25 protein-coding genes are annotated in these 24296 nt (G+C 39.1%); 4 read left to right on the forward strand and 21 right to left on the reverse strand.

The window, feature by feature from the left end:
- Positions 1 to 328: 328 nt before the first annotated feature.
- The 3 genes from nrdH (at position 329) to nrdF (ending at position 4312) form a co-directional block, all read left to right on the forward strand.
- Positions 329 to 547: a glutaredoxin-like protein NrdH gene (gene nrdH, locus D2A30_06560; protein ID ULL21259.1), complete on the forward strand. Its 219-nt coding sequence runs from the start codon at positions 329 to 331 to the stop codon at positions 545 to 547.
- 42 nt (positions 548 to 589) lie between these two features.
- Positions 590 to 2749 (forward strand): class 1b ribonucleoside-diphosphate reductase subunit alpha, encoded by a 2160-nt coding sequence (gene nrdE / locus D2A30_06565; GenBank protein ID ULL21260.1) that lies wholly within the window; start codon positions 590 to 592, stop codon positions 2747 to 2749.
- Between the two features lie 603 nt (positions 2750 to 3352).
- Positions 3353 to 4312 (forward strand): class 1b ribonucleoside-diphosphate reductase subunit beta, encoded by a 960-nt coding sequence (gene nrdF / locus D2A30_06570; protein ID ULL21261.1) that lies wholly within the window; start codon positions 3353 to 3355, stop codon positions 4310 to 4312.
- 42 nt (positions 4313 to 4354) lie between these two features.
- Here nrdF and D2A30_06575 read toward each other — a convergent pair whose 3' ends face one another.
- The 20 genes from D2A30_06575 to D2A30_06670 form a co-directional block, all read right to left on the reverse strand.
- Positions 4355 to 5029 carry a CPBP family intramembrane metalloprotease gene (locus tag D2A30_06575; protein ID ULL21262.1) on the reverse strand — a complete coding sequence of 225 codons (675 nt, stop codon included), beginning with the start codon at positions 5027 to 5029 and terminating at the stop codon, positions 4355 to 4357.
- Between the two features lie 28 nt (positions 5030 to 5057).
- Complete coding sequence (locus tag D2A30_06580; GenBank protein ULL21263.1) at positions 5058 to 5375, reverse strand: hypothetical protein; 318 nt, start codon at positions 5373 to 5375, stop codon at positions 5058 to 5060.
- Between the two features lie 8 nt (positions 5376 to 5383).
- Positions 5384 to 6073 (reverse strand): CPBP family intramembrane metalloprotease, encoded by a 690-nt coding sequence (locus tag D2A30_06585; GenBank protein ULL21264.1) that lies wholly within the window; start codon positions 6071 to 6073, stop codon positions 5384 to 5386.
- Between the two features lie 401 nt (positions 6074 to 6474).
- Complete coding sequence (locus tag D2A30_06590) at positions 6475 to 7233, reverse strand: DUF3169 family protein (protein ID ULL21265.1); 759 nt, start codon at positions 7231 to 7233, stop codon at positions 6475 to 6477.
- Positions 7230 to 7445 (reverse strand): transcriptional regulator, encoded by a 216-nt coding sequence (locus tag D2A30_06595; GenBank protein ULL21266.1) that lies wholly within the window; start codon positions 7443 to 7445, stop codon positions 7230 to 7232. The genes D2A30_06590 and D2A30_06595 overlap by 4 nt, the downstream gene beginning before the upstream one ends.
- 12 nt (positions 7446 to 7457) lie before the next feature.
- On the reverse strand, positions 7458 to 8024 hold the full coding sequence (locus D2A30_06600; protein ID ULL21267.1) for a DUF3267 domain-containing protein: 567 nt from the start codon (positions 8022 to 8024) through the stop codon (positions 7458 to 7460).
- 226 nt (positions 8025 to 8250) lie between these two features.
- Positions 8251 to 8466 (reverse strand): hypothetical protein, encoded by a 216-nt coding sequence (locus D2A30_06605; protein ID ULL21268.1) that lies wholly within the window; start codon positions 8464 to 8466, stop codon positions 8251 to 8253.
- A 1-nt stretch (position 8467) separates the two neighbouring features.
- The gene (locus tag D2A30_06610) at positions 8468 to 8674 is read right to left on the reverse strand and encodes a hypothetical protein (GenBank protein ULL21269.1); all 207 of its coding nucleotides are present in this window, start codon (positions 8672 to 8674) and stop codon (positions 8468 to 8470) included.
- 13 nt (positions 8675 to 8687) lie between these two features.
- A complete protein-coding gene (locus D2A30_06615) occupies positions 8688 to 8933 on the reverse strand; it encodes a hypothetical protein (GenBank protein ID ULL21270.1) in 246 nt (81 codons plus the stop codon).
- A 213-nt stretch (positions 8934 to 9146) separates the two neighbouring features.
- On the reverse strand, positions 9147 to 10055 hold the full coding sequence (locus tag D2A30_06620) for a carbohydrate kinase family protein (protein ULL21271.1): 909 nt from the start codon (positions 10053 to 10055) through the stop codon (positions 9147 to 9149).
- A 258-nt stretch (positions 10056 to 10313) separates the two neighbouring features.
- Positions 10314 to 11144 carry a glycosyltransferase family 8 protein gene (locus D2A30_06625; protein ID ULL22005.1) on the reverse strand — a complete coding sequence of 277 codons (831 nt, stop codon included), beginning with the start codon at positions 11142 to 11144 and terminating at the stop codon, positions 10314 to 10316.
- 87 nt (positions 11145 to 11231) lie between these two features.
- Complete coding sequence (locus D2A30_06630; protein ULL21272.1) at positions 11232 to 13850, reverse strand: alanine--tRNA ligase; 2619 nt, start codon at positions 13848 to 13850, stop codon at positions 11232 to 11234.
- A gap of 466 nt (positions 13851 to 14316) precedes the next feature.
- Positions 14317 to 14805, reverse strand: a complete 489-nt coding sequence (locus D2A30_06635; GenBank protein ULL22006.1) for a UDP-N-acetylenolpyruvoylglucosamine reductase — start codon at positions 14803 to 14805, stop codon at positions 14317 to 14319.
- A gap of 267 nt (positions 14806 to 15072) precedes the next feature.
- Positions 15073 to 16056 carry a foldase PrsA gene (gene prsA, locus D2A30_06640; protein ID ULL21273.1) on the reverse strand — a complete coding sequence of 328 codons (984 nt, stop codon included), beginning with the start codon at positions 16054 to 16056 and terminating at the stop codon, positions 15073 to 15075.
- 62 nt (positions 16057 to 16118) lie between these two features.
- A complete protein-coding gene (locus D2A30_06645; GenBank protein ULL22007.1) occupies positions 16119 to 16838 on the reverse strand; it encodes an O-methyltransferase in 720 nt (239 codons plus the stop codon).
- A gap of 74 nt (positions 16839 to 16912) precedes the next feature.
- Entirely contained in the window at positions 16913 to 17461 is a 549-nt protein-coding gene (locus tag D2A30_06650; GenBank protein ID ULL21274.1) for a hypothetical protein, read from the reverse strand.
- A 12-nt stretch (positions 17462 to 17473) separates the two neighbouring features.
- The gene (locus tag D2A30_06655) at positions 17474 to 17920 is read right to left on the reverse strand and encodes a hypothetical protein (protein ULL21275.1); all 447 of its coding nucleotides are present in this window, start codon (positions 17918 to 17920) and stop codon (positions 17474 to 17476) included.
- Positions 17917 to 19725 carry an oligoendopeptidase F gene (gene pepF / locus D2A30_06660; protein ULL21276.1) on the reverse strand — a complete coding sequence of 603 codons (1809 nt, stop codon included), beginning with the start codon at positions 19723 to 19725 and terminating at the stop codon, positions 17917 to 17919. The genes D2A30_06655 and pepF overlap by 4 nt, the downstream gene beginning before the upstream one ends.
- Before the next feature lie 72 nt (positions 19726 to 19797).
- Complete coding sequence (locus tag D2A30_06665) at positions 19798 to 20736, reverse strand: competence protein CoiA (GenBank protein ID ULL21277.1); 939 nt, start codon at positions 20734 to 20736, stop codon at positions 19798 to 19800.
- 74 nt (positions 20737 to 20810) lie between these two features.
- The gene (locus D2A30_06670) at positions 20811 to 22814 is read right to left on the reverse strand and encodes a methionine--tRNA ligase (GenBank protein ULL21278.1); all 2004 of its coding nucleotides are present in this window, start codon (positions 22812 to 22814) and stop codon (positions 20811 to 20813) included.
- Between the two features lie 155 nt (positions 22815 to 22969).
- On the opposite strand from D2A30_06670, the gene D2A30_06675 reads away from it, so the two are divergent.
- Positions 22970 to 23563, forward strand: a complete 594-nt coding sequence (locus D2A30_06675) for a DUF1361 domain-containing protein (protein ID ULL21279.1) — start codon at positions 22970 to 22972, stop codon at positions 23561 to 23563.
- A gap of 43 nt (positions 23564 to 23606) precedes the next feature.
- Here the strand turns inward: D2A30_06675 and D2A30_06680 are convergent, their stop codons facing one another.
- Positions 23607 to 23807, reverse strand: coding sequence for a hypothetical protein (locus tag D2A30_06680; GenBank protein ULL21280.1), 201 nt, complete (start codon positions 23805 to 23807; stop codon positions 23607 to 23609).
- Positions 23808 to 24296 lie beyond the last annotated feature (489 nt).

A 24296-nucleotide genomic window follows, 5' to 3' on the forward strand; every position in this document is an offset into this window, starting at 1 on the left:
ACCTAACCAAGCATGTTATATCATATGACATATCGCGTACTATTTAATAATCATATCAACCGTATCTGATTCTAATATACTCTTTATTTTTTGTCCTGCACCTACTATTGTACATCAAGCGTAACCATTGAAAACCCTACCAAACATTAACAATAGAAATAGGTTTTGGCCTCCCAGCATACTATATTTGGTGTTGTCAATAAATTGATTGCACAATATTTAGTGATTCATTCAGACAAGCTCCTTGACTTTAAGTTCAAAATTTTGTATCCTAGATTGGTAACAAAAATGGGATATTTTTATCCTTGAGAGACAAAGGAGAAACTGAATGGTAACTATCTATTCAAAAAATGATTGTGTTCAATGTAAAATGACCAAGAAATTCTTGGACCAACACAAGGTGGAATATAATGAAATCAATCTAGATGAACAACCTGAATTCATCGATCATGTAAAAGGACTCGGTTTCTCAGCAGCACCTGTTATTGAAACGGAAAATGATGTCTTTTCTGGTTTCCAACCAGGTAAATTAAAAGCCTTGGTTTAATTCCTAATCTACCCTACTATAATTAAGAAAGAGATTGCAACTATGAGTTTAAAAGAGCTAGGCGATGTGTCCTACTTCCGTTTAAATAACGAAATCAACCGTCCTGTCAATGGGCAAATCCCACTCCACAAGGACCAAGAAGCGGTTAAGGCCTTCTTTAAAGAAAACGTCCTCCCAAATACCAAGCAATTTGATAATATTTTAGATAAGATTGCTTATCTATTAGAAGAAAATTACCTTGAAAAAGAGTTTTTGGACCAATACAGTCCAGAATTTATCATCAAGATTGATCAATTCCTGAAAGACCAAAATTTCCGCTTCAAGTCTTTCATGGCTGCCTACAAGTTCTACAATCAGTATGCCCTCAAAACAAACGATGGCGCCTATTACTTGGAAAGCATGGAAGATCGCGTTCTCTTCAACGCCTTGTATTTTGCTGAGGGCAACGAAGAATTGGCATTAAACCTAGCCAATGAAATGATTCACCTTCGTTACCAGCCAGCAACACCTTCTTTCCTAAACGCAGCTCGTGCTCGCCGTGGTGAGTTAGTATCTTGTTTCTTGATTCAAGTCACTGACGATATGAACTCGATCGGACGTTCGATTAACTCTGCTCTACAATTGTCCCGTATCGGTGGAGGTGTCGGTATCTCTCTTAGTAACTTGCGTGAGGCTGGTGCTCCAATCAAGGGCTATGAGGGGGCGGCTTCTGGGGTTGTTCCTGTTATGAAACTCTTCGAAGACAGCTTCTCCTATTCTAACCAGCTTGGACAACGCCAAGGGGCTGGTGTCGTTTATCTTGATGTTTTCCACCCAGATATTATTTCCTTCCTTTCGACTAAGAAAGAAAATGCCGATGAGAAAGTTCGCGTGAAGACCTTATCACTCGGTATCACCGTTCCTGATAAATTCTACGAATTGGCACGTAAAAACGAAGACATGTACCTCTTCAGCCCATACTCAGTTGAGTTGGAATACGGTGTCCCTTACAGCTACCTAGATATTACTGAAAAATACGATGAATTGGTGGCGAACCCTCGCATTCGTAAGACAAAAATCAAGGCACGTGACTTGGAAACAGAAATTTCCAAACTCCAGCAAGAGTCTGGCTATCCATATGTTATCAACATCGATACAGCTAACCGTAGCAACCCTGTTGACGGCAAGATTATCATGTCCAACCTTTGTTCGGAAATCCTTCAGGTCCAAACACCAAGTATTCTAAACGATTCTCAAGAATACTTGACCATGGGTACTGACGTTTCATGTAACCTTGGTTCAACTAATATCGTTAACTTAATGAAGTCACCTGATTTTGGACGTTCTGTTCGTACAATGACACGCGCTTTGACTTATGTCACAGATCATTCACACATCTCTGCTGTACCATCTATTGAAGCAGGAAACAGTCAAGCGCATTCAATCGGTCTTGGAGCTATGGGACTTCATTCTTACTTGGCTCAGAACTTGATTGATTACGGTTCAAAAACTGCCGTAGAATTTACCAACATCTACTTCATGCTCCTTAACTATTGGACTTTGGTAGAATCAAATAATATCGCTCGGGAACGAAAAGAAACCTTCCATAACTTTGAAAAATCAAAATACGCAGACGGTACTTATTTCGATAAATATGTGACTGGAGACTACCAGCCACAATCTGACCGTGTCAAAGAACTATTTGAAGGAATTTTCATTCCAAGCGGGCAAGACTGGGCTGAACTACGTGACAATGTAAAAGCTGATGGTCTGTATCATCAAAACCGCCTAGCTGTTGCACCAAATGGATCTATTTCCTATATCAATGACGTCTCTGCTTCTATTCACCCAATCACACAACGGATTGAAGAACGTCAAGAAAAGAAAATCGGTAAAATCTACTATCCAGCAGCTGGCTTGTCAACAGAAACCATTCCATTCTACAAGTCTGCCTACGATATGGATATGCGTAAGGTCATTGATGTCTACGCTGCTGCAACAGAGCACGTCGACCAAGGTTTATCCCTCACTCTTTTCCTACGCAGTGAACTACCTAAAGCTCTTTATGAATGGAAGAAAGAGAACAAGCAAACCACACGTGACCTCTCTATCCTTCGTAACTACGCCTTCAACAAAGGTATCAAGTCTATCTACTACATCCGTACCTTTACCGATGACGGAGAAGAAGTCGGCGCAAACCAATGTGAAAGTTGTGTAATTTAAGATGTGAGGGCGTCAAAAGGACACAGCAAAAATAGGAAATACCACAGAGATAGCTTGCATCTCAAAGGGATTTCTCTTTTTTGCCAAGTCCTTAGCCCGAACTCGTTTTTGACGTAGCAAGATTAGCTGTTGGCAAACCAACTAGCTAATCTACGCTAACCGCCATGAGCGGATTAGCTAGCTGCCTCACTAACTCCGAAACTGAAGAAATATCGTCTTCAGTTTCTACGTGTCGTAAGATGTGAGGGCGTCAAAAGGACTTGATTTCAAGACACTAACATTCATTGATCCTAAAGCATCTAAAGAATGAACGGTACTGACTATATGGTCAGTACCTAAGTGGCTTACTACCTCGAAAAGTCCTTAAGTTCGAACGACTTTTCTCAGGTCGTAACTTTCACGAGTCTAGCTGTCGGCAAGCCAACTACCTAATCTACGCTAACAGCTATAAGCGGATTAGCTAGCTGCCTTACGACACTGTCGTTCATGATGTGAAGCAACTATTGAGCGCTCGATTAAAAATCCCTTATGGGGGATTTTTTTACAGGCTACTATCTACTTGTGATATACTATTAGAAATACAAGAAAAAGAAAGAGAACATGATGGAAACCTACTACAAAGCCATAAACTGGAACGCCATTGAGGACGTAATCGACAAGTCTACATGGGAGAAATTGACTGAGCAATTCTGGCTCGATACGCGGATTCCCTTGTCAAATGACTTGGATGATTGGCGTAAACTCACAGTGGAAGAAAAAGACTTGGTTGGTAAAGTCTTCGGTGGATTGACCCTCTTAGACACCCTTCAATCTGAAACAGGTGTTCAAGCTCTCCGCAACGATATTCGCACACCGCACGAGGAAGCAGTCTACAACAACATCCAATTCATGGAGTCTGTTCATGCGAAATCCTACTCTTCTATCTTCTCAACCTTGAATACCAAATCTGAGATTGAGGAAATTTTTGAATGGACAGATAGCAACGAATTCTTACAACGCAAGGCAAAAATCATTAACGAAATTTATGAAAATGGTACGGCGCTTGAAAAGAAAGTTGCCAGCGTATTTCTAGAAACTTTCCTATTCTACTCTGGTTTCTTTACACCGCTCTACTATCTTGGTAACAACAAACTGGCCAACGTTGCAGAAATTATCAAACTAATCATTCGTGATGAATCTGTTCATGGAACTTATATTGGTTACAAATTCCAACTTGGTTTCAATGAATTGTCTGACAAAGAACAAGACAAAGTCCGCGACTGGATGTATGACCTTCTTTACCAACTTTATGAAAATGAAGAGGGCTATACACGTTCGCTCTATGATGCAGTTGGGTGGACTGAGGAAGTCTTAACCTTCCTTCGTTATAATGCCAATAAAGCCCTTATGAATTTGGGACAAGATCCACTCTTCCCTGATTCAGCAGATGATGTAAACCCAATCATCATGAACGGTATCTCAACCGGTACATCTAACCACGACTTCTTCTCACAAGTCGGTAATGGCTACTTGCTCGGCGAAGTGGAAGCCATGACAGATGATGATTATCTATATGGGTTATAAAAAGATCCATAAAAAAAGCAGTTCATCTGAGCTGCTTATTTTTTATACCAAAAATAATATCATCAAATAGGAAATTCCATTATTTAACATATGTAGCGCCATTGGATAACGAATATCTCGTCTAATTAGATAAAGCCAACCAAGATTAAGACCCATAGTGAAATAAATCAAAAACTGTGGAATGGTTGCCGGAACATGCACCAAACTAAACAAACATCCTGTTACAATCAGATACAAGCTCACAGTTTTCATATCAGCCATTTTGGGGAAGAAATAGGTTGCCAACAAACCTCTAAAAATCAACTCCTCTAATAATGGTGCAAAGACTACGACTGCTAAAAACGCAACCAAAGGGTAGGCAGATACAAATTGGATGACCAAAGTTTGATTCTGACTTTCAGATACTGGCACTAAAAATTGGACGATGAAGAATACAATATAAAGTAAAATTGGCCAATAAATCTTATGAAACCATGATGAAGATACACTATAGTCAATGGTCTGCCGAGAAAACACGAATTTCCATAATACAATTGTAAATGCAATTCCGAGTACGATACCAATAATCGCACAAACCCAAATCATATTCTCAATCAATTGAGCTGGAAATTCTGGAATTGCTTGTAATGTCGGTCCTATCATCAAAAATCCAGTAATAATTTGATAAGCAACAAAAAATAAAAACAATAATGCAGTGTGTTTGATAAATTTTAACATGACACCTTTTCCCTTCTTTTTTTCTTAGCTAGAATGTCAAATCGACTATATTATCTACTCGAACCAACTTGGTTTCAATCTTTCCTTCCGCAAATTCACGAGAAATTTTAACCCATTCCTCGTCAACTGCTAAAATAGTGTATTCATACATAGTTAGAAACTCTTCATCAAAGCGGATTTTGGCTTTTCTTCCGACCAATTCTTTCAATAAAACAGACATCTGATTTTCTCCTTTGGTATTTTTCTGCAACTTTTTTACCCTAACATGCAACTGCTTCACTTTTTTTCTATCTGACAGGTAGCTTAATAATAAATAAACAAAGGCTATCCACAAAAATACTTCCATCTTTCCTCCTAAATCAAGCCAATACTTTGCATTAGCAACATAAACAAAAATCCGATAAAATTGTTGAGACTATGTAGAATGAGTGCATTGGTATACTTGCCAGAAATTTGATAGGCGAGCCCTAGTACTAGGCCCATACCACTATAAATAAACCAAGACCCGATATTAGTCGGTACATGAATAAGACCAAATAGATAACTTGATAGCAACAGACCAACAATAGAATCTTTACCAAAGACTTTCCCCATAACAATTCCTCTGAAAAACAGTTCCTCCAAAACAGGAGCAAATAATACTGTAAAGATAAATAAAAGTAAGGTCGGCAAACCTGAATGATTGAGGACTTCCTGATTGGCAGTCGTTTGACCATAACCCTCTTCTAGCATCATCAATTGCCAGCCAATCATTTTCAGACCAAACATAACGATAAAAGCAAGTACTACAAAACCAATATTCGCAACTATCCCCCACTTCTGCTCACCCTTCCATAGGCCTAATTTGCCAGTTAAGATTAGACCAAGAACAACAGCAACCAGCAAGAAAGATGCGGCAATCAGTAAATTATCCCCATCAAAATTTGGTAAGGCGTACATCGCCATCTGACTCAAAACATTTAATGCAACGACAGCAAGTCCCACTAAGAGAAACTTCCAATTTTCAACCACATTCCAGTATCTCACATTTCCAAGTCTATTCATAGCAATCTCCTTAATATAAACAATTATTTTTCGTTTGTTGAAAGATAAAGTCTTTTAGTTTACTTTTAGTACAAGGCAACTAGCCACAGGCATAACTTCAGTTAGGCAAGGCGAGTTCAAACAATCCAGTGTAGTGTTTGAAGTTGGAAATAAGGAAACGGAGTTTCCACTTACGTCGAAGTAATAAAAGAGAAACTAAATGACAATAGCAGAGCTGGCAAGCCCAAAACCATTGGCAATAGGAAATTCAGGTTTGACAAATCACTCTGCCCAGTAGCTAGCCATTCTCCGAAAATATTGCCTAAGTTGAAAAAACAAAATTGATAGGAAACAGATATTTACTCACTTAAAAAGTTTCCCGAGTCATTTATTCTTTTCACATCAACGGATTTGATGTTTAATTATTTAAAGTAACGACGGATCATGCGAACTTGCATGACATTGATGTAAATATGTAAAAATGCAACAACTAGAAAGGCCATAATTTGTCGCTCCTGCAATAGCACGCTAACTACAAATAGGAATAGATACAAACCTGGTAACACAATTTGATTCAGAGTAAAAACGATTTGAAAACTCATTTCGTAGTTAGCTTGTTTTTCTCCCTCATCCATAGCCTCCATAAATTCCTTCACCTCTTTTACCGTAGCAAAAGCAGAAAGCTTATAGTCACGAATTTTCTGAGTTAGTTTCACAATAAAAACCTGAGAGATGAGAAGAATAACATAGAAAACTACGTCAAGAATGGACCCGTACATAACTGCACTCTCTTCTAAGAAAGTGACCCCGAATCCTAAAACCAAATTTAACAATGTCAATGATGCAGCAACATTGAATGTAATGGTCGCGTACTCTAGGTTACGATACATTTTCTTATATAGTTTATCAACACGTTCTTCATCCTCATCTGAAATGGAATGATAAAGTTTATAATTTTGATTAGCTTTAACACCAAAATATACGGTTCCAACGAAAATTACAAATGTAATAATCCTCAAAAAAATTAGAAAATTATCTAAATTGAGATAAGAAGGTAGGCTGAATTTAAAGATTAATACTCCAAAGAAACCGATAAAGCCACCCAAAATTGCTGAAATCAGCATATACGCTGAATATCTCATCCATCTTTTTTTCGTTGAAAGTTGTTTTCCTTGTTTCATTTTGCTACCTCCACTAATTGAAAGACATTCTCCACATTTTCATTAAAAATCTGTGCTATACGCATGGCAATGACCACCGAGGGCGTGTATTCGCCCCGCTCAATCAAGCTAATGGTCTGCCGTGATACTTCTGCTAACTTTGCTAGCTCTGTCTGATTGAGACCATCTCTGGCTCGCAATTCCTTGAGCCGATTTTTCAAGACATATTCCATGATATTTCCTTTCTAGGCTTGATAGATAATCAAGCCTGTTTCTGTGTCTTCGACAGCTATATTTCCCTTGGCAAACTTAACCAATAAAAGATAGGTATAGTAGAAATCGCCTGCACAAGAGGCAGCGTGCATGGTTGCTAACATGAAGTAAAGAGTGGTATTCATCATCCCAAAACCTGCTACCATAGTCAAAACCAAACTAATCACAACAAAGGGAGCCAGGCTGATTACTAGCATTTGCATTCGATTGTAGAGTGAGCCTGGACTGGTCGCATAGGCCATGACCGATTTCCATTTAAACCCAAATTTAACAGGATTTTCAGGACAAAAAACTTTGAAGAAGATTCCGTGGATAGCCTCATGCACAGCTATTAAAAGAAAATACAGTAGCAAACCTAACCATAATTGAAGTAAGTCTATTTCAAGATTTTGTGCACCGTCAACGAGCAACAAAGACCCTATCTTTCCAAATATGTACGCAAATAGAAAGATGAGTGCCACAGCAAGAATATTCAATCCCCAAACAAACTTCTTATTTTCCATGATATTGACTTCAAATAATTTCTTTTTAGCTTCCATTTTTCTTCTCCCTTTCTTTGCAAATAGCTAAGTTTAACTTCAACAAAAACACGTCATTATCAAAAGAAGCACCATAGCCATTTCATAGCCGAATATGAGCTTCCGAATGAAAGAATAGAGTATAGCGAATAAGAAAGGCAAACTGGATTCACCTTGTAAAACTTGTACCTGTGACAAGAGTTTTTTTCTTATTATTGATATTCATATCTACCTTCCCAGACATTATCTAGTTGTTTTGGAATTTTTTCTCTAAACCAAAACCTACCTTTATAAAAAACGGAATAATAAGGAATCCAACAGCGATAGAAAGGTATAGTTGGAAGCCAACTTGATAAGATGGCTCCTTCATCAACCAATAGAAATCATTCAGGAGGAAGATAAACAATCCAATTGCTAATAAACCAAAATAGATACCCTTACAAAATTCTTTCCATTTCTCCATATTACTGTTCTCCTGCTACATTTCTATTTCTTTTGCTCTTTTTTTCAATAATATCAGTTGTCATTACAATTAGACAAATGGCAAGGGTCACTTGAGTATGATCCAATTGTTGCCACTTCATAATATCTGATAGTATGACAAAAACTAGATAAGCAATTGCTGCTATTTGTAGAAATCTTGCGATGTAAAGACTATTTAACTTTTTCATGATTGTATCCTCTTTATTCATCAGTTTTTTTAATGTCGTTTTCGACTTTCTTACCAAATTCTAGTTTAAACCACGGCTCTTTCTCCGTATCTGAATTATCTATATCTAAGAGGTATACAGCGAAAAATGAAGCGTAAGGTGTCAACATAAATGGTTCCAGTATCCCTTTGATATAGGCAAATAGCGTAATCGGGATGTAGAGAATCATCACACCGTAAAAAATATGTTTTCCTGTAATAACCAGTTGCTTTTTCATCATAAATCCCTACTTTCTTTTTTCTTGATTGATGAATTCGTTTCCATCAATTTATCTTGATATCATTGTAACACTTCTTTTTCTTTTTGACAAGTATCTTTGTCAAAAAAATAATAATTTTTGTCAAAAAGTTTATGATGATAGTCATAATGTAATAAAACCTTGTCATCGTTCTATCTAGTTATTCGTAAAAAATAAAAAAGAGGCTATCTTGCCTCATTCTCCTATATTCGTCAAACGCTCTTTTAATTCTTTATACTGTATCTCTTCAAGATGGACGCCCTCCTGAGAAACGATATAGCTAGAGACAAGATTGGCAAATTTCAAGCCTTGTTTTAGGTTTTTTCCGATTGCCAGTGCAGCCATCAAAGCTCCAACATGACTATCACCTGCTCCGATCGTATCTTTTACGGTTGCTGGAAAACTAGCCACTTTATGCCAGCCCCCATCAAAAGCAATCGCCCCATTTTTTCCTCTGGTCACAATCACTGCTCGGCCAGTCCGATTGAATAGCTGTATTGTAGCCTTCTCCACATCTACCTCATGAGTTAAATCAATGGATTCCTGCTCATTTACATGCAAGATTGGAGACAAATCCAGCAACTGTTGCATTCTTTCTAAAGGAATTTTATTTCCCCGCGGTCCAGGCGCAAAGATAATGGGAGTCGGGCAATCTGTCAAACTATCAACCAGTTGCTGCCCCGTTTCCTCTTCCAATTCTAATCCACAGACATAGATATATTCATAAGAGGATAAATCAAGTCCTTCCAACCAAGCGGGATCAAACGAATATTCCACACCGTGATCTGACAGAAATGTTCGCTCACCATCTGACTCTACAAAACAATAGCAACAGCCATTTTCTCCATCTAAAGCAATTGACGTTTCAATACCCAGTTTCTTTAATTCACTTTTAACGAATGTTCCATAAAGACCTGAGCCAACCGGTGAAATAAAATCATAATCTAGCCCGAGGTGGTGGAGAATAGTAACAACATTGAATGCACAACCACCAAGAGACATAACTTGTTTTCTTATGTGCGCATCTCCTTGACGACCCGGTAATTGATCCAAATATATCATTACATCACAGACTGTTGAGCCTATGACCAAACATTTCCCCATAATTCTCTCCCGTATCTAAAATCATTCATCCAGAATAAAGTCATTTTAATTATATTTATTTAATTCGACGTAAGAGAAGAGGCTGGGCTCAAGACCAGAGCCACTTCTCAGAGTTCCTGTCAACACTTCAGTGCAGTGGGTGATTGGCTTTAACAGTCAGGGGGAGTGAAAGCGTTCAGTGAACTATTTCAGCCTGACGTGCGACTTGCTATTCCCACTTGTCTAATTCAACAAATTTCTAGGTTAACCAATTCAAATTTAGGAGAGAGTTTCTTCAAACTTACGTGTCAAACTGGACATAAATTTGTAAAGAGCAGAGTAACGTCCTAAATAATTTTGATTCCATGGCTTATCTCGACCAGCAAAATGTAAGAAAACTGTCTGGTCAATCACCCAATTCAAGTCCCACTTTCCCTGACTTTTTATTTGATAAATCAAACTGTAACGTGCATCATAGTTGTACACTTCATCTGGAATCGGGATCACCTTGTCAGCATAAAGACCATTAAGTACATCCTGATCAGGTAAAAACAATCGCTTACGATTATTTTTGATAAAGTTTAAAATATCTTCTCGTTTCACATGGGAACGAATAGCTTCTAAGTTCATCAAGAGAACACCTGTATTGAAGTAAGAAGAATCCATTTCAAAATTATTCAGTCGAAGCTTATTAACATAATCTAAAAGCTTACCATCTTCATTATGACTAGCCGCCACATAGTACTGCTCCCCCATCTCCATCTCATAAAGCCCCCAAAAACCATTTAGGCAAATCAAATCCGCATCTAAATAAAGGACTTTATCCACTTCTTCTGGTAAAAATTCATGTGCAAGAAGACGGTAATAAATGGTTTGAGGATAACGGTCCGTTGTAGGAGCACTTGCAAAAGCATCCTCTCCGACCACGATTGGATGATAAGTCATTCCCAAATTCTCCACAAAACGCTTGATTTCAGAGTGCTTTTTCAAAAGAACCTGCTGCATTAAGAACACCTGAAACGCCTGTTTTGGCATCTGATGAACGATGGAGTATAAGACTACTTTAAGCTGTTCAACATAAGCATCATCGATTACAAATAATAAATTCATACCTTTTCCCTTTTGCTGATGGATTTCCTTCATTGTATCACAAGCCATAGAAAAAACCAAACTCCCAATGGAGTTTGGAATAAGATATTATAGGTTTTCTGCTACACTGTTTAAGAGTGTTTGGATTGCAGAAGCATCACTACCACCTGCCATGGCCATGTCTGGCTTACCACCACCACGACCTGCTACGATAGGCGCAAGAACTTTGATAAGATTACCAGCATGTACATTACTTGATTTGCTAGCTACAAGGACATTGACCTTGTCACCGATAGAAGCGACTAGCACCAATACATCTGAGTAGTCTTTTTGTTTCCAGTTGTCCGCAAAAGTACGGAGAGCACCTGCATCCGAAACTTGAACTTGGCTGGCAATAAAGCGAACTCCGTTAGCTTCTTTCACATCTTTGAATACATCACCAGCTGCCGCTGCAGCTGCTTTTTCTTTCAGAGAAGCATTTTCTTTTTGCAATTCACGAACTTGTTCTTGAAGACTTGCAACCTTGTTTGGTACTTCCTTGATTTGTGGGGATTTGATAGTCACCGCTACTTCTTTCAAAGCATCTTCTTGGTCACGATAGGCAAAGAAGGCTTCACGGCCAGTTACTGCAATGATACGGCGAGTACCTGATCCAATACCCTCTTCTTTTAAAATCTTGAAGATACCGATTTCAGACGTATTACTAACATGTGTACCACCACAAAGTTCGATAGAATAATCACCAATTGTAACAACTCGAACTTCTTTACCATATTTTTCGCCAAAGAGTGCCATAGCTCCCATTTCTTTAGCAGTATCAATATCAGTCTCTACTGTTACAACAGGAATAGCATTCCAGATTTGTTCATTGACTTCTTCTTCAATGCGACGAAGTTCTTCTGCCGTAACTGCTTCAAAGTGAGTGAAGTCAAAGCGTAGGAAGTCTTGCTCATTCAAGGAACCAGCCTGTGTTGCGTGTTCACCAATGATGTTGTGAAGAGCTGCATGGAGCAAGTGAGTTGCAGTATGGTTCTTCTCTACACCATTGCGACGTTTTGTATCAAGCTCAAGTGTATACACCTGACCAAGTGAAATGCTAGCATGAAGCTCAACCTTATGCAATGGTTGCCCGTTTGGTGCTTTTTGAACATCAAGGACAGTCGCAACAATATCGCCAGTGGCATTTTTAACAACACCATGATCGGCAACCTGACCACCCATCTCTGCATAAAATGGCGTTTGATTGAATACTAATAATGCTTGACCTTCTGAAACTGCTTCTGTACGCTCATTTTCTGCAATGATTACAGATAATGTCGCGTCAAGCTTGGTTTGCCCGTATACAAAAGTTGAAGATTCTGTAATTCCAGCCAATGTTTCATTTTGCATTCCCATTGAACCACCTTTGACAACTGCTGCACGCGCACGATCTTGTTGCTCTTTCATCGCAGCTTTAAAACCTTTATGGTCAATTTTATAACCTGCATCTTCAGCCAATTCTTCAGTTAACTCCACTGGGAAACCATAAGTATCATACAGTTTAAAGATATCCTTACCTTCAAGTGTATCCTTCCCTGCCTCTTTTAACTGAGCCAATAATTGATCTAAGTGACCACTACCAGCATCAATAGTACGGGCAAAAGTCTCTTCCTCGCGTTTTACAATCTTTTCAATAAAATCACGTTTTTCAAGTACTTCAGGATAGTAGCTCTCCATAATGTGACCCACAATTTCAACTAACTTATATAAAAATGGTCCAGAAATTCCCAAACGTTGACCATGCATTGAAGCACGACGGAGAAGACGACGGAGAACGTAGCCACGTCCCTCATTACCAGGGAGAGCTCCATCTCCAATGGCAAATGAAAGAGCGCGAATATGGTCCGCAATTACTTTGAAACTCATGTTATCACCATCTGGATCGTATGTTTTACCAGATAGTTTTTCAACTTCACGAATAATAGGCAAGAAGAGGTCAGTCTCAAAGTTTGTTTTAGCTCCTTGGAAAATAGCTGCTAAACGTTCTAAACCTGCACCCGTATCAATATTTTTATTAGGTAATTCTTTATATTCTGAACGAGGAACTGCTGGATCAGCGTTAAATTGTGAAAGTACAATATTCCAAATCTCGATGTAACGGTCGTTTTCAATATCTTCTTCCAAAAGACGAACACCGATATTCTCAGGGTCAAATTCAGTACCACGGTCAAAGAAGATTTCTGTATCTGGACCAGAAGGGCCAGCACCAATTTCCCAGAAATTGTCTTCCAGTGGAATCAAGTGACTTGGTTCCACACCAAGTGAAATCCAACGATTATATGAATCTTTATCGTCTGGATAATATGTCATGTACAATTTTTCTTTAGGGAAACCAAACCATTCCGGGCTAGTTAGCAATTCAAAACCCCATTCAATTGCTTCATCACGGAAATAATCTCCAATAGAGAAATTCCCAAGCATTTCAAACATAGTATGGTGACGAGCAGTTTTACCAACATTTTCGATATCGTTGGTACGAATTGATTTTTGAGCGTTAGTGATACGTGGGTTATCGGGAATCACAGAGCCATCAAAATACTTTTTAAGAGTTGCCACACCAGAGTTAATCCAAAGCAAAGTCGGATCATTCACCGGAACAAGATTTGCAGAAGGCTCAACCGCGTGACCCTTAGATTTCCAGAAATCCAACCACATTTGACGGATTTGAGCAGAAGATAATTGATGCATAATTAAGATACCAAGAGCGTTAAGAAAGCGAGAAGAAAATAGGAGACCAACGCTGTGCGCCAGCGCACTAGGCGGTCTATCTTTTTTCTCGACGCTTTTAGCTCGGGTTCAATTCAGAAAATTATCTAAATTGAACTTTTCCTTTCATATAGTAATAATTGAGGTGAAAGTCCGTAGCCCGAGTTCATTTCAGAATAAACTCGATACCCTTTCCTTTCATTTAGATATTTTGAGAAGTCAGCAATTGAAAGAAGCAACCCTTCCGGGCGGGTTCAATTTAACTAACTAGCTGAACTGAACGTTTCCTTTCATTTGTTTTTAGCTTGGCTTTGATTCGAAAATAACCTAACCAAACCATTCCTTTGTTAAAAATTTCAATTTGTTTTCAAAACACACATGGTTCCAGGGAACAGGAACCAACACCAATAGATTGCTTGTTTTTAGAAAAACTTTCAGTGATAAACTATTAAGAACTAGATGCAGCTTCCATCATTTCCACATAGTCAATGGCAACTACTAAAGAAATAACTAAATCAGCATAACCATCATCTACAACCGTTACAGAATAATGGGAAGTTAAATGAAAAAGTTCTTTGGAAATTTCAGCAACTAGTTGACCATCCGGAGTCCTCAAACGAAAATCAAGGTCCCAAATATTGCCTTCTAAAAGCAAACCTAAACTTTCGACCGTATACCGGTCTTTAAAAAATGTTAATTTCTTTTGTAAATAGAAAGAATGGCCATTAGCCATATCAATTGTAAACTGAGGCAGGAAAGAAAATACTTTTTTCGTAATCTGACAAATTTCAATACCTTGGTCATTGGTGACAGTAAAGCGTTTCGGAATTTCTAAAAAACTTCCTTTAACTTGATAGGCCAATTGTCCAAAATTATCTTGGATATTAAATTTTTCACCGCCAAACGTAAACCGTTGTTTCACTAGAAATTGTTTCATAATCACCTCAAAAAAATAACAAGAAATCAAACGAAGGGCGAAGAACCGCGGTACCACCTTCATTCAATGACTTGTCATTCTCATTTAAGAACCAGTATTCAGTAGTAAAGCATTTCTTATGAAAGAAAGATCGGCTAAACTGTGAATTCAGGTTCTACTATTCAATTGTAGTATTAAGTAGCAAAATACTTGGCTTAGATGGCTCGCAACAACCGCCAATTTTCTGAACTAAGGTGTCAAGTATCTAATCTTAATATATGTTGTTCATTATTCACCAGATGAACTAGATTCAGTTGTTGATGAAGATGAACTTGAAGATTCAGTAGATGAACTACTTTCTTCAGTTGTGATGTATTGTGACAACAAGTTTTGGAATGCTGAGTCTTTTACTTTCACATTCGCGTCTTGGAGAGCAGTCTTAATGACGTTAGAGACAAAAGTAGAATCTGCTTGTTTTTCAGCAAGAATGATTTCTTTCAATTTGTCTTTGTAATCTTCCCAGTTATCAGATTTCTCAGTTTTAGACTCTAATTTTACAACATAGTAGCTTGTAGTATATGTTGATGCATCCAAAACGGATATAACTGATGCGCCGACTTGACCAGCATCCAAGGCGAAGATAGCGGTTTGTACTTCAGTTGGAAGAGTAGTAGATGATGAGTCAAATGTAATTTTTCCACCATCATCTTTTGTATCAGTATCAGTAGAATTGTCTTTCGCTAATTGAGCAAAATCTGCGCCCTCTGCTTGTGCAGATGCAAGTACTTCTTTTGCTTTAGTCTCATCATCTAACCTAATAACACGAGCAGTTACTTCTGGTGTATAAGCTTCATAAGCACTCTTATATGCATCATCCGTTAACTCTTTTTCTGCGGCTTTCTTAACTGCATATTCAACCAATTTGTTTGTACGGATTTGATCTTTATATGTCTCCTCTGTCAAACTAGCTGATGCAAGTGCAGAGGCAAAAGAGTCACCATACTGCTCTGCCATATCATTATATGCATCATCTACTTCTTGAGCAGAAACTTTACCACCGTATTCTTTTTCGAATACGTCACTAATAATCATAGAAAGCAAAACCTGCTGTGCTTGAGAATTGTATTTTACTTGATCATAAAATTCTGAAACAGAGATGGTGCTACCTTTCATCGTGATGATATCTTTATCGGCACTTGATGAACATGCTGCTAAAGTTGCAGCAGCCAATAAAGTTACCGCTCCTGCAAAAAATTTTTTAGTTTTCTTCATAGAAAAACTGTCTCCTTTTATTCAATAACCTCTATATTATAACACAAAAGCTTTAAATTATCTTAAATTTCTTCTATTTCAAGGGTAATATTAGCACTATTCTTACGAATCATCAGTAATCCATCGCTCATTGAAACCAAACTAGCAGTCAAATCTTGATGATTTAAGGTTGCCTGAAACAAGCGTTGTAGACCCCTGTAGATGGTTCGTTGTCCTCTACGCACTTCCTTAATGTCCTTTGCGATATCACCACCCTGAAAAATATCATCAAGAACAATCAAACCACCCACTTTTACCTTTTTTAATACTTCCGGTAAAAAGACAATGTATTTAGACTTAGCAGAGTCCATGAAGACAAAGTCATAGGTATCATCAGGGAGAGTTGGTAACAAATCCATTGCTTCCCCTTCCAGCAATTCAATCTGCTGGCGCTGATCATATTTGGCAAAGTTTTCCTTAGCAAAACCAATCATTTCTTCATTTCGATCGATTGTTGTAACGTGTGAATTGGGACTGTTCTCAGCCATTAATAACGCTGAAAAACCAATAGCTGTTCCAATTTCTAATATTTCTTGAGGCTGCAAGGTTTGCATCAAAATCCGAAAGAAAGCAACTGTTTCATGTGGAATAATTGGAATATTTTCTTGACGAGCAAACTCTTCCAGTTCTTTCAAAAACCCTGTATTTTGCGCCTGACGTGTTCGCATAAAGTCCACAATTTCTTCCTTAATGACAGGACGGCGCATATTGTGATTTGCGTTTTTACTATATGATTCGACCATAGAATCCATTATATCATAAGCCGACAAGATTTTCTTCATCAACACACTAAAAGGTAGGTTTCCCCACCTTTTCTTTACATTTTTTTGGCGTAATCAATTCGATACCCTAAATTTCCAGCTAGTTCTTGAAGTCGAACAAAAGTCGCTTGCTTACTGAAAAAGAGATAGTAACTATCCGTGTCAATATCCACTGCCCCTAGACAAAAATGTTCATCAAGATATTTGCTATCAATGACTCTTGCCCATTCTGAAATAGAGGCAGCTGGATTTAATCCATCCGAATCCAATTTGAGAGAAATCCCTGCATTGCGGACTTGATGAAGTCGGTCAAAAAAGTAGATAAAATCTTCAAGATTGTCCTTATAATCACGCACACAAATATAATCAAAATGCTCTAGTAATTTTATCAAGATTAACCAAAGATTTTCCTTTTCAGACTCCCCAACACGGTCCAAGAAATCATCAAATGAATCTGGTTCTAGGATGCGTTCAATAGAGTTTAAAATCTGATTCGGATCACTAGCAAAAACCACATCTCTAAGCTGGAGAAATAGCTCCCTATCACCATTTGACATGAGGTCCGCCAGTTCAAAAATATCCTGTAGCAGTTCTTCCGTTAACATAGTACCTCCACTTTATGAATTTGAAAAGTCCCATTTTATATACGGTGCTACCTGCTCTACAAAATGGTATATACCATTAAAATCTGCACCATCAAGCTTATTCAAATTGACGACTGCAAGTAGTGCTCCTTTATTGCCTACAATTCGCAGACGTTTCGACTGATAGCCACGATAGACAGGAGAAACAAGGTAGCGAATCTCCGCAATCTCATCTAAAGAATGGCGCTGATAGTCTCCTCCTGCTTTGCTTTGATATTCTAAATACTGCTCATTCAAGACAAAGACAGCTCCCTGTTTGCGCAAGAAATAAGCATACAATGCTGACGGAATACTCAGCAATAAATAACACAATCCTGAAACCAATGCTGGTTCCGGCTTTGTCATTAAGCCAATTCCAATCAAAACCAAACCAATACTGACTGCAACTGGTATCACAATCGAACGCTTATAGGAAATCATTTTACAGATGTAACCCCTTTTTCAACAAGCTCTTCCAATTCAGTTAGGCGTGCTTCAAAAACTTTAAAAGCATCGTTAAGATAGTCTTCCTTGGTCATATCTACACCAGCTTTTGCAATGACGTTGAGGGAATAATCTGAGCTACCAGCCTTCAAGTAGTTGAGATAGTTTTCTTTGTCTTCTGGACTACCATTGACAATCTTGTTTGCGAGAGCTGATGCTGCCGCAAAACCTGTCGCATATTGATAGACATAGAAATTGTAATAGAAGTGTGGAATGCGAGCCCACTCAAACTGGATTTCTGGGTTTTCTTCTGCAGAAAGTCCGTAGTATTTTTCGTTAGTCTGACCGTATAATTCATTGAGGAAATCAGCCGTCAAGACTTGACCTTCTTGGTCTGCCTTATAGATAGCTTGTTCAAACTCGGCAAATTGTGTCTGGCGGAAGACTGTACCACGGAAACCATCTAGGTAATGGTTGAGAATAGCAAAGCGTTCCTTGTCATCTTCTACTTCTGCCAATAGTTTTTCTGTCAAAAGATTTTCATTGGTTGTTGACGCAATTTCAGCTAAGAAAAGTGAATAATGGCCATAGACATAGGGTTGTGTCTTGCGAGTCAACATGGAATGAAGAGAATGTCCTGTTTCATGGATAAGGGTGTACATGTTATCCAAGTTATCTTGCCAGTTGAGAAGCATGAAGGCGTTTGTGTCGTAGGCACCACCTGAATATGCTCCTGAGCGTTTTCCTTCATTGACATGGACGTCAATCCAACGATTCTCATAGGCTTCTTTTACAATAGCCGAATACTCCTCACCGAAGATTCCCAAGGTTTCTTGGCATTTTTTGAGTGCATCTTCATAGGAAATCTTGGTGCTAAAATCTGACAATGGCGTGTACATATCGTACATCTTCAAGTCGTCAATGCCCAAGAGTTTCTTTCGCAAATTGATATAACGGTGCAAGAGCGGAAGGTGCTTGTTGACTGCCTCAACTAATGTATCGTAAACAGATTCTGGAATAAAATTGGCTGCAAGAGATGCGTGACGGGCTGAGTCGTACTTCCGCAAACGTGCTTTCAGGTTATTGACCTTAATGTTTGACTGCAGAGTCTTAGCGTAGGTATGCTGAAACTGCTCATAGGTTCCGTACATAGCCTCATATGCTTCTTGACGGACGTCGCGGTTTTTAGACTCCATAAAGTGGATGTAGTTACCGTGAGAAAGTGGTACCAAATGTCCCTCTTCATCCGCAATTTCAGGGAATAGGATACTTGCATTATCCAAAACAGAGAAAGTTTCAGCTGGAGATTCGAAAATCTCACTCGTAGCAGCCAATACTTCTTCAATTTCTTGTGACAAAACATGGTCCTTAGTTGCTAAGAGTTTTTCAAATTGATGGCTGTACTGCACCAAAGTTGGCTCTTCATCCATGAATGCTTTCAACTGTTCCTCAGTAATAGCCATAAATTCAGGTTCATAGAAGGCAAAAGCCTGTGAAAAGGCCGAATACAAGCCCATGGCTTTAGCCTGAAATTCCTGGTATTTACCTTCACGAGTATCTTGATCGTTCTTCATAGACGCATAGACATAGAGTTTTTCAATGCGACGCATGAGACCGAGTTGTGTTTCACTAATATCTAAGAGACTTTTAGCCGAATCAAGCAAGTGGCCAGCAAAATCCTTTGCCGTTTCTGTTTCTGCTTGTAATGAAGCTAATTCTTCTTCCCAAGCTTCATCGGTTGGAAAAATAGTGGTCAAATCCCACTGGTATTTTTCTTCAATTTCATGACGTTGTTTAGACATAATAAATCCTCCGTATTCCATATTTTAACATAAAAATGCTCCACTTTCCAACGGGAGGTGAGAACGATTGCATTATTTTTTAAGGTAAATAACCGGTGGATAAAGGACTTGATTTCTCTTGTCTTTAACCCTAGCATAATAGCCATCAAAGTCCTGGTAAACCGAGTTCAAATTTACCTGTATCTGGGCAAAGCCAATGGCAGAGCGGGGCAGTCGGATGTGGGGAAACCAGTCAAATACTGTCTTGGTCAGTAGATTTTCTCCACGTCCATAAGCTTCCGCTTGCAGAGCGAGCCATTTGGGGGATTTGTAATAAAGCTGTTGAGCAATGTAGCGAGGCAAATCCTCATCCATAGGACAAGTCATGCTAGATAGGATTTGCTTTGCAAAGGGCTGACGCAAGATTTCCAATAAATTTCCCTCGCCAAATGGAAAAACCTTTGTCAGACAGTGGACCTTACCTCGTAAGTCTTCATGAATAAGGTAACGGAGCCGCAATTCTTTTTTCTCCTCATCCAATTCCCAGAGGTGAAAACCCATATTCATACTAAAAGAGAGAAATTGCTTGTGCAAATTGGTCAGTCGTTCCTTGAGCCACAAATCCTTGCCAAGCAACCAAAGAACCAGATAACCAGCCTCACGATAGGCTTGCGTCCTCAGCTGCAAACGAGAAATCGGCAGACTGGAACATTGGACTTCCATGACTAAACAATCATTGACAAATAAGTCCGCTATCTGACCTAACTCCTGCAGGCATTTTTCAAGTTCAACTCGTTCGGCATTGACTAACCACCTGTACAGACAAGACTTGAGGGACAGATGTTGGGTGGACTCATTCTCGGAAAAATAGTGGCAGTCCCGCAGGGTGACGTGGGCAAAGTGCGAACGCAGAACTTTTCCGGATTTGTACCGGACTAGGCCTCCACAACCTGGACAAAAATATCGACCTTGTGGCGCAGGATTTTCCAAGACATTAAAAACTTGCCCATCTTCATCAAGTGCAATTAACATAGTACCTCCTTTCTATATTAGTTCGCAATTAGTTCGCAAAAAAACACCCAGATTCACTGAGTGTTTGAGTTATCTTACCCAATCTGACTGCCGTTTGGCACAGATGGATTGACTGTTAAGAGTGTTAAATTGTCACCATGTTCGGCTGAGAGGATCATGCCCTGGCTGAGCAAGCCCATCATCTTACGCGGCTTGAGGTTGGCAACGATTTGGACTTTCTTACCGACCAACTCCTGCTCATTTGGATAGTATTTAGCGATACCGGACAGGATTTGGCGGTCTTGACCGTCACCTGCGTCCAGACGGAACTTGAGCAACTTGTCAGATCCCTCTACTTTGGCTACTTCTTTGACTTCGGCCACACGGATTTCTACCTTGTCGAAGTCCTCGAACTTGATCGCAGCTTTCTTATTTTTGAGTTCCACGTCAGCTGGGTCCCACTCTTTTTCTTCCTCTTGGGAAATAGCAGAGCTGCCACCCATTTGGGCTTGGATATAGGCGATCTCCTCTTCCATATCCAGTCGTGGGAAGATAGGCGTGCCTTTTGCGACCACTGTCAAACCAGCTGGAAGACCTGCAAAGTCAAGGTTTTCAAGGTCAAATACACTACCCAAACCAAGCTGTTCCATAATGGCATTAGACGTCGTCATCATGAATGGTTGAATGAGGTGCGCCACCACACGAAGACCTGCTGTCAAGTGAGCCATAACCGCTGCCAACTTGTCGCGGTCAGCTTCTTCTTTTGCCAAGACCCAAGGTGCAGTTTCATCAATGTACTTGTTGGTACGGGAGATGATATTCCAAACAGCTTCCAAAGCGCGTGGATAGTCAACTGCTTCCATATACTTGTGGTATCTTGCCAAGTTGTCAGCTACTACTGCCGCCAAGTCTGCATCAAAATCAGTCACGTCGGCAACAAAAGTTGGCACCTGACCACCAAAATACTTGTTTATCATAGCGACCGTACGGTTGAGCAAGTTTCCAAGGTCGTTGGCCAGTTCGTAGTTGATACGACCAACATAGTCTTCTGGCGTGAAGGTTCCGTCAGAACCGACTGGTAGACTACGCATGAGGTAGTAACGCAGTGGATCCAAGCCGTAACGCTCGACTAACATTTCTGGGTAAACAACATTTCCCTTAGACTTAGACATCTTGCCATCTTTCATGACAAACCAGCCGTGAGCAACCAAGCGATTTGGCAGCTTCATATCCAACATCATAAGCATGATTGGCCAGTAAATGGAATGGAAGCGAAGAATGTCCTTTCCAACCATGTGGTAAACAGTTCCATTCCAGAACTTATCATAGTTGGCTGTCTCTTCCTGACCGTAGCCCAAAGCAGTCGCATAGTTAAGCAGAGCATCTATCCATACGTAAACAACGTGTTTTGGATTAGACGGAACAGGTACTCCCCATGTAAAGGATGTACGGGATACTGCCAAATCTTCCAAGCCTGGCTCGATGAAGTTTTTCATGATTTCATTCATTCGACCATCAGGTTGGATAAAGTCTGGGTGAGCATTGAAGAATTCAACCAATTTATCTTGATATTTGCTGAGGCGGAGGAAGTAAGATTCTTCTGATACCCAAGCAACCTCATGTCCACTTGGAGCAATCCCGCCTATTACCTTACCATTTTCATCACGGAATACCTCTGCCAATTGGCTTTCAGTGAAGAATTCTTCGTCTGATACAGAGTACCAACCAGAATATTCACCCAAGTAAATATCATCTTGAGCCAGCAATTTTTCAAAAACATCTGCCACCACTTGTTCATGGTAATCGTCTGTTGTGCGAATAAACTTATCATATGAAATATCAAGAAGTTTCCAAAGTTCTTTCACGCCGACCGCCATGCCATCTACATAAGCTTGTGGAGTTAATCCAGCATCTTTTGCCTTTTCTTCAATCTTTTGACCATGCTCATCAAGACCTGTTAAATAATAGACATCATGCCCCATAAGGCGTTTGTAACGAGCCAATACATCGCAGGCAATGGTCGTGTAAGCTGAACCGATATGGAGTTTTCCAGACGGATAATAAATCGGTGTGGTGATATAAAACGGTGTTTTTGTCATGCTTTTTTTCCTTTCAAATTCAGAGCAAATGAAACTCTGTTATTGACAATACTTCATTTTATCATATTTTCAGCTAAATCACAAAATGGTTCTCATTGTTATTCTTCTTCCATCATGCTATACTATACTGTAATCCAAATAGAAAGAGGTATGCTATGTTTACTAAGAAAAATTATCTTATCCACCTTTTCTTCATTGTTATCGCTGCTGGACTCTATCGTTACGGTATCAAGGCACCTGATTTAACTTGGAATATGTTTTTGGCCTTGGTTTCATTAGATTTTGCCATTCTGACCCATTTTTCTAAAAACGGATTCATCAAATTCATCACCGCTGTCCTTTGGCTTTTCTTTTATCCAAATACATTTTACATGGTGACAGATATTGTTCATATACACTTTGCCAACACAGTTCTATGGCAACGAGAAAGTATGATTCTATTTATGCTTTATGTCCCAAGTATTTTCTTTGGGGTCATGAGCGGTGTGGAGAGTTTAAGACTTATCTTCTCCGCCTTTGCCATCAAATCCTATTGGCTCCGCCTAGTCATAATTGGTGGCCTGTCCTTTCTCTCTAGTTTTGCAATCCATATTGGTCGCTATGCTCGACTGAATTCCTGGGACATTTTTACACGACCAACTGTCGTTGTCAATGAAATGATCGATGTTATTTCATGGGCAGCTCTGCCATTTATTTTAGGATTTACATTTATCCAAATTATGGTTCTGGTCTTTGCGATTGATGAATAAAGAAAAAACGGAAACAGTTTTGAACAGCTGCTTCCGTTTTACTTTATTCGATATGAGGTTGTGGAAAAATATCTTCCAAATCAGAAATTATTTCTTGATGAGAATCCAAATAATAGTTTTTCTGATCCGAATCTGTAAGCTTTTCAATATCTAATAACATATTTCGATAAGGGTTAAGAATCTTTCTACCACCTTCTTTATCAACTTCACTTATCTGTCTCTGACATGTCGCAACCTCATCCAAGTCTCCATACCTTGAAAGTATGTCTTCTATCCAGTCGCGCTTGGCCTTGTTAAGCTCCACTATACTTTTTATTAGCCAGTCTTCATAAGTATTCTCATCTGTTATTTTCGATTGAACTTCGACGTTTGATAAAACTGAATCTTTCTTTTGGGGCTAATATAATTGCAAATTGCTTCATACAAGGATTTGCGAAAGTTGAGGTTTATTTTCTAGAATCTAAAATAGAATTGGAAATCATCTTATTTATGTCTAGATAGAAAAACATCGTATACTAGTTTTTTAAAGTGCTTTATCAAATTTTTGATGATTCGCATTATTACATTGTCGGTAAGAAAATGAGGCCTACTAGATTGGTTAAAGGCTTAGTCAGTATGTTAGCTGCAGATATGGGACAAGGGATATATATAGAGTCAAGCAGAACCATGAAGCAAGTGAGTTACTTCATTTATTAGGAATCACTTGGGATCGTCGAACTGTCAGATATGAAGA

It is taken from the genome of Streptococcus suis (assembly GCA_022354845.1).
GTDB lineage: Bacteria > Bacillota > Bacilli > Lactobacillales > Streptococcaceae > Streptococcus > Streptococcus suis_AA.

What these genes read in the sequence shown, in the direction of transcription:
- D2A30_06620 (ULL21271.1), bottom strand. Translation starts at nt 10,055, where the DNA reads ATGGGGAAATGTTTGGTCATAGGCTCAACAGTCTGTGATGTAATGATA.
- D2A30_06655 (ULL21275.1), bottom strand. Translation starts at nt 17,920, where the DNA reads ATGATTTCCTATAAGCGTTCGATTGTGATACCAGTTGCAGTCAGTATT.
- nrdF (ULL21261.1), top strand. Translation starts at nt 3,353, where the DNA reads ATGGAAACCTACTACAAAGCCATAAACTGGAACGCCATTGAGGACGTA.
- D2A30_06595 (ULL21266.1), bottom strand. Translation starts at nt 7,445, where the DNA reads ATGGAATATGTCTTGAAAAATCGGCTCAAGGAATTGCGAGCCAGAGAT.
- D2A30_06590 (ULL21265.1), bottom strand. Translation starts at nt 7,233, where the DNA reads ATGAAACAAGGAAAACAACTTTCAACGAAAAAAAGATGGATGAGATAT.
- D2A30_06630 (ULL21272.1), bottom strand. Translation starts at nt 13,850, where the DNA reads ATGCATCAATTATCTTCTGCTCAAATCCGTCAAATGTGGTTGGATTTC.
- D2A30_06670 (ULL21278.1), bottom strand. Translation starts at nt 22,814, where the DNA reads ATGACAAAAACACCGTTTTATATCACCACACCGATTTATTATCCGTCT.
- D2A30_06675 (ULL21279.1), top strand. Translation starts at nt 22,970, where the DNA reads ATGTTTACTAAGAAAAATTATCTTATCCACCTTTTCTTCATTGTTATC.
- D2A30_06615 (ULL21270.1), bottom strand. Translation starts at nt 8,933, where the DNA reads ATGATGAAAAAGCAACTGGTTATTACAGGAAAACATATTTTTTACGGT.
- D2A30_06580 (ULL21263.1), bottom strand. Translation starts at nt 5,375, where the DNA reads ATGGAAGTATTTTTGTGGATAGCCTTTGTTTATTTATTATTAAGCTAC.
- D2A30_06650 (ULL21274.1), bottom strand. Translation starts at nt 17,461, where the DNA reads ATGTTAACGGAAGAACTGCTACAGGATATTTTTGAACTGGCGGACCTC.
- D2A30_06635 (ULL22006.1), bottom strand. Translation starts at nt 14,805, where the DNA reads ATGAAACAATTTCTAGTGAAACAACGGTTTACGTTTGGCGGTGAAAAA.
- prsA (ULL21273.1), bottom strand. Translation starts at nt 16,056, where the DNA reads ATGAAGAAAACTAAAAAATTTTTTGCAGGAGCGGTAACTTTATTGGCT.
- nrdH (ULL21259.1), top strand. Translation starts at nt 329, where the DNA reads ATGGTAACTATCTATTCAAAAAATGATTGTGTTCAATGTAAAATGACC.
- D2A30_06625 (ULL22005.1), bottom strand. Translation starts at nt 11,144, where the DNA reads ATGAATTTATTATTTGTAATCGATGATGCTTATGTTGAACAGCTTAAA.
- D2A30_06665 (ULL21277.1), bottom strand. Translation starts at nt 20,736, where the DNA reads ATGTTAATTGCACTTGATGAAGATGGGCAAGTTTTTAATGTCTTGGAA.
- D2A30_06605 (ULL21268.1), bottom strand. Translation starts at nt 8,466, where the DNA reads ATGGAGAAATGGAAAGAATTTTGTAAGGGTATCTATTTTGGTTTATTA.
- pepF (ULL21276.1), bottom strand. Translation starts at nt 19,725, where the DNA reads ATGTCTAAACAACGTCATGAAATTGAAGAAAAATACCAGTGGGATTTG.
- D2A30_06575 (ULL21262.1), bottom strand. Translation starts at nt 5,029, where the DNA reads ATGTTAAAATTTATCAAACACACTGCATTATTGTTTTTATTTTTTGTT.
- D2A30_06610 (ULL21269.1), bottom strand. Translation starts at nt 8,674, where the DNA reads ATGAAAAAGTTAAATAGTCTTTACATCGCAAGATTTCTACAAATAGCA.
- nrdE (ULL21260.1), top strand. Translation starts at nt 590, where the DNA reads ATGAGTTTAAAAGAGCTAGGCGATGTGTCCTACTTCCGTTTAAATAAC.
- D2A30_06600 (ULL21267.1), bottom strand. Translation starts at nt 8,024, where the DNA reads ATGGAAGCTAAAAAGAAATTATTTGAAGTCAATATCATGGAAAATAAG.
- D2A30_06585 (ULL21264.1), bottom strand. Translation starts at nt 6,073, where the DNA reads ATGAATAGACTTGGAAATGTGAGATACTGGAATGTGGTTGAAAATTGG.
- D2A30_06645 (ULL22007.1), bottom strand. Translation starts at nt 16,838, where the DNA reads ATGGTCGAATCATATAGTAAAAACGCAAATCACAATATGCGCCGTCCT.